We start from the raw sequence: 4,854 nt of genomic DNA, 5'->3' as shown, positions 1-4,854 counted from the left end.
GGGTGATGCTGCGGGGGAGGGTAAGGGCCGCGAAAATGCCCGCGAGGGTGAGTGCGGCCGCGATGTAGACCGCGTTGCGCAGGCCGTCGGAGGTGGCGGCGCGCAGGGTCTCGCCGGTCAGGCCGGCGAGCCCGGAGGTGGAGACGCTGACCAGGATGGCCAGGCCCACGCTGGTCCCGATCTGGAGGGCGGTGTTGGCCATCCCGCCGGCGGCGCCCTGGTCATCGTCGGCCACTCCGGTTCCGGAGGCCCCGAACATGGTCGGGTAGATCATCCCCATGCCGGACCCGTAGACGACCAGTCCGGCGAGGATCGTCCAGTACGAGCCGTCCGTGCGCATGCCGAGGGCCATCAGCGCGCCGCCGCCGGAGCCCAGCAGCAGGGCGGTGATCAGGGTCGTGCGGGCGCCGATGCGGATGATCAGGCGCTCGGCGACGAGGTTGGCGATCCCGATGACCGCCGAGAGGCTCAGGAAGGCCAGCCCGCCCCGCAGCGCCGAGTAGCCGAGCACGTCCTGGAAGTAGAGGGTGAGGAAGTAGACGAGGTTCTGCATGGTGATGCCGAAGGTGAGGATCACCAGCAGGCCGGCGCGGAGGTTCGGGTTGGCGAACAGCCGCAGCGGCATCAGCGGGTTCGCGGTACGGGCCTCGATGGTGATGAACGCGGTCAGCAGCACCACCGCGAGGACGGCGGAGGCGACGACGGAGGGCGCGGTCCAGCCGGCCTCGGGGCCCTGGGCGACGGCGAACACGAGGAGGGTCGACCCGGCCGTGCCGGTCAGGGCGCCGGGGATGTCGAAGCCGCGTCCCCGCTCGCGCGGGCCGTCGCGGTCGAGCAGGACGAACGCGCCCGCCGTTCCCGCCACGACCAGCGGCACGTTCACCAGGAACACCGCCTCCCAGCCGACCGCGTGGGTCAGGACCCCGCCGAGCAGAGCGCCCAGGCTCAGCCCGCCCGCGCCGGCCATGGCCCACACGGCCAAGGCCCGGACGCGCGCGGGGCCTTCGGTGAATCTGGTGGTGACCAGGGAGAGCGTGGCGGGGAACAGGACGGCACCGCCGATTCCCTGGAGGGCCCGCGCGGCGATCAGGGTCGCGGGTGAGGTCGCCAGGCCGCCCAGCAGCGACGCGCCGCCGAACACCAGCATCCCCAGGACGAACATGCGGCGGCGTCCCAGCAGGTCGGCCGAGCGGCCGCCCAGCAGCAGGAAGCCGCCGAAGAAGATGGCGTAGGCGCTGACCACCCACTGGGTGGCGTGACCGGACAGTCCCACCTCGCGTGCGATGTCGGGCAGCGCCACGTACACGATGGTGAAGTCGAGCGAAGTGATCAGGCTGGAGAAGGCCAGCAGGCCGAGGACCCAGCGCGACCTGGCGCCGGCGGTCCCCGTTCCGGGGGATTTCATCGCGGTCTCCTCAGAAGGTCAGAAGGTTCAGGGCAAGGCTTCGGTCATGCCGCACAGGGGTTCGGGGTCCGGTGACGGTCATCGCGCTCTTCTTTCGGAGGTGCCTGTGCGGCTCGGTGCGTCGAGCATGTCGACGGGCGCTTATCGGGCGCTTACCGCGCACTTTCCGCCGGCGACGGTGGGGGGTAAGCGAGCCTGATCTTGGGAGAAACCGCCCGATATCGTGGAGACATGCGATTCGGGGTGCTCGGGCCGCTGGGGGTTTGGACGGCGGACGGCGCCCCGGTGGTGGTTCGCGGTGCGAAGGTCCGCGCGCTGCTGGCCGTCCTGCTCGGGCACGAGGGGCGGCCGGTGCCGGTGGACCGGCTGGTCGAAGATCTGTGGGGCGGCGCGCCGCCGCGCAATCCGGCCGGGGCGCTGCAGGTCAAGGTCTCGCAGCTGCGCCGGACCCTGGACGAGGCCGAGCCCGGCGCCAGGGACCTGGTGTCCTTCGCGGAGGCGCTCGGTTACCGGCTCCGGGTGGAACCCGAGGCCGTGGACGCGATGCGGTTCACCGGCCTGCTGGCACGGGCGCGCGAGGCCGAGGCGCCGCGGTCGCGGGCGGGCCTGCTGACCGAGGCGCTGGACCTGTGGCGCGGTCCGGCCCTCGCCGACTTCGCCGACGCGGAGTTCGCCCGGCCGGCCATCGCCTTCCTGGAGGAGCAGCGGCTCACGGCCCTCGAGGAACGGGCGGAGGCGCGCCTGGAGATCGGCGAGCCGGGTCCCCTGGTGGGGGAGCTGGGCGATCTGGTGGATAGCCATCCGCTGCGCGAACGGCTCCGTTCCGCGTACATGCGCGCCCTGTACGGCACCGGACGGCAGAGCGAGGCGCTGGAGACCTACACCGGCCTGCGGGCCCGCCTGCGTGAGGAGCTGGGCCTGGACCCCGGCCCGGAGATCGCCGATCTCCACCGGCGGATCCTGGAGCAGGACTTCACCCTGGCCACCGCGCCCCGGACGCCTCCGCGGACGAACCTCCCCGCACAGATCAGCGAGCTGGTCGGGCGCGACGAGGCGGTGGCCCAGGTCCAGGCGCTGCTGGAGTCCGCCCGGCTGGTCACCCTCATCGGCCCCGGCGGCGTCGGCAAGACGCGGCTGGCCCTGGAGACCGCCGCGCGGGCCGCCGCGGGCCATCCGGACGGCGTGTGGCTCGTCGAGCTGGCAGGCCTCGACAGGACGACCGCCGGGGCGCCGGGGGTCGATCGGCTCGCGGAGACCGTCATCGCCGTGCTGGACATACGCGACGACACCGCGCCGGGCATGCCGCGTTCCGGCGTACCCGCCGATCCCGCCGAACGGCTCGCCGGAGCACTGCGGACCCGCCGGGCACTGCTCGTCCTGGACAACTGCGAGCACGTGATCGACGCGGTCGCCGCGTTGAGCGAGCGGCTTCTGCGGGCGGCGCCCGAAGTGCGGGTCCTCGCCACCAGCCAGGAGCCACTGGGGCTCGCCGGGGAGTCCGTCTGGCCGGTCCCGCCGCTTCAGTCGCCCCAGTCCCCGGCCGACACCGGGCCCGCGGCCCTCCGGAGGTTCGGCGCCGTCCGGCTGTTCGAGGCGCGCGCGGCGGCCGCCGTTCCGGGGTTCGCGGTCGACGCCGCCAACGCCCGCGCGGTCGCGGCGATCTGCCGCCGGCTGGACGGCATCCCGCTGGCCCTGGAGCTGGCGGCCACCCGCCTGCGCGCACTGGACGTCCACGACCTGGCCGAACGGCTCGACGACCGGTTCCGGCTGCTCTCCTCGGGAAACCGCGGCGCCCCGGCACGGCAGCGGACCCTACGCGCGATGATCGACTGGAGCTGGGAGCTGCTGTCCGAGCCCGAGCGTCTCGTGCTCCGGCGGCTCGCGGTGCACGCGGACGGGTGCGCGCTGGAGGCGGCCGAGGAGATCTGCGCGGACAGCGGCGACGTGGCGCCCGAGGACGTCCTCGGCCTGCTGGCCCGCCTCGTCGACCGTTCGATGGTGGCCAGGACCGGAAGCGCGGGCGGGACCCGCTACCGGCTGCTGGAATCGGTCGCGGCCTACGCCCTGGACCGCCTGGAGGAGGCCGGCGAGACCGAGCGGGTCCGCCTCCGGCACCTGACCTTCCACACCGAGCTGGCCGAACGCGCGGAGCCGCGGCTGCACGGCCCTGACCAGCGGCGCTGGCTTCGGCGCCTGGACGCCGAACACGCGAACCTGCGCGGGGCGCTGGAGGGGGCCGTGCGGCGGCGCGACGCCGTCCTCGCACTGCGCCTGGTCAACGCGCTGGCCTGGTACTGGTACCTGCGCGGCAGGATCGGCGAGGGACGGCGCGCGTTCGCGATGGCGCTGGACATCAGGGCCAGGGCCCCCGCAGCGACGAGGGCGCGGGCCGAGGCCTGGCGGACCGGCCTCGATCTGCTGGGCGAGCATGCGGCGGACTTCCACACGCCCCCGGAGACCATCGCCGACCCGGGCGAACGCGCCAGGGCGGAGTGGTTCCTCGGCGACGTGCTGCTCGGCGCCGGCGATCTGGCCCTCAGCCGGGACCTGGTGGAACGGGCGCTGCCGGTGTTCCGGCGGCTCGGCGACCGCTGGGGCACCGCCGCGGCCCTGGCGACCGAGGCCAACCACGCCCTCGTCCGCGGCGACCTCGGCACGCTCGAGAGGTCCGGGGAGGAGAGCCTGGCGATATTCGGGGAGCTGGGCGACCGGTGGGGGCGGGCCCGGGCCGTCGACCTGCTCGGCCGGCTCGCGGAGATCCGGGGCGACCACCGCAGATCCGCCGAGCTCTGCCGCGACGGACTCCGGCTGGCCGAGGAGCTCGGGCTGTGGCTGCAGGTCTCGCTGCTCCAGTCCGGTCTCGGGCGGATCGCCCTGCTGGCGGGCGACCATGCCGAGTCGGACCGGCACCACGAGCGGGCCAGGACCATCGCCGCCGAGCACGGCTACCGCCCCGGCGAGGCCTTCGCCCTCACCGGCCTGGCCCTCACCGCCCGCCGCGCGGGCCGCCTCGACGACGCCGAGGCCCGCATGCGCGACGTTCTCATCTGGGAACGCGAGGTGCGGTACGCGCCGGGTATCGCGCTCGGGCTGGCCGAGCTCGGCTTCACCGCGGAGCAGCGAGGCGACGCCGCCGCGGCCGCGGAACTCCACCGTGAGGGCCTCGCGGTCGCGCGGGACACCGGTGATCCCAGGGCGATCGCGCTCGCCCTCGAAGGGCTGGCCGGCGCGGCGGCCCTGACGGGTGCCCCCGCGGAAGCGGCACGACTCCTCGGCGAAGCCGCCGCCCTGCGCGAGTCCGCGGGTGCGCCCCTGCCGCCCGAGGAACGCGGAGACGTCGACCGCATCACGGCCGCGGTGCGAGCCGCCCTCTCAGGGGGCGATGCCCCGAGCGAGGGTGCCGAAAGCTTCGGGGAGAGCGGCTATCACGTCGGGGGCGGTGGTGGGGG

At 74.5% G+C, this 4,854-nt stretch carries 2 protein-coding genes; one reads left to right on the top strand and one right to left on the bottom strand.

Annotation, left to right across the window (positions count from 1 at the left end; translation table 11 throughout):
• Positions 1 to 1,405 (bottom strand): MFS transporter (locus E1285_RS43275; protein ID WP_132160721.1); only part of this gene is annotated, 1,405 nt, incomplete at its 3' end.
• Positions 1,406 to 1,636: 231 nt separating this feature from the next.
• On the opposite strand from E1285_RS43275, the gene E1285_RS43270 reads away from it, so the two are divergent.
• On the top strand, positions 1,637 to 4,854 hold a 3,218-nt coding region (locus tag E1285_RS43270), incomplete at its 3' end, for a BTAD domain-containing putative transcriptional regulator (RefSeq protein WP_132160720.1).

Source organism: Actinomadura sp. 7K507, from assembly GCF_004348425.1.
GTDB lineage: Bacteria > Actinomycetota > Actinomycetes > Streptosporangiales > Streptosporangiaceae > Spirillospora.
The sequence above is the reverse complement of the archived record's forward strand: the minus strand, read 5'-3'. Positions and strand labels throughout refer to the sequence as shown.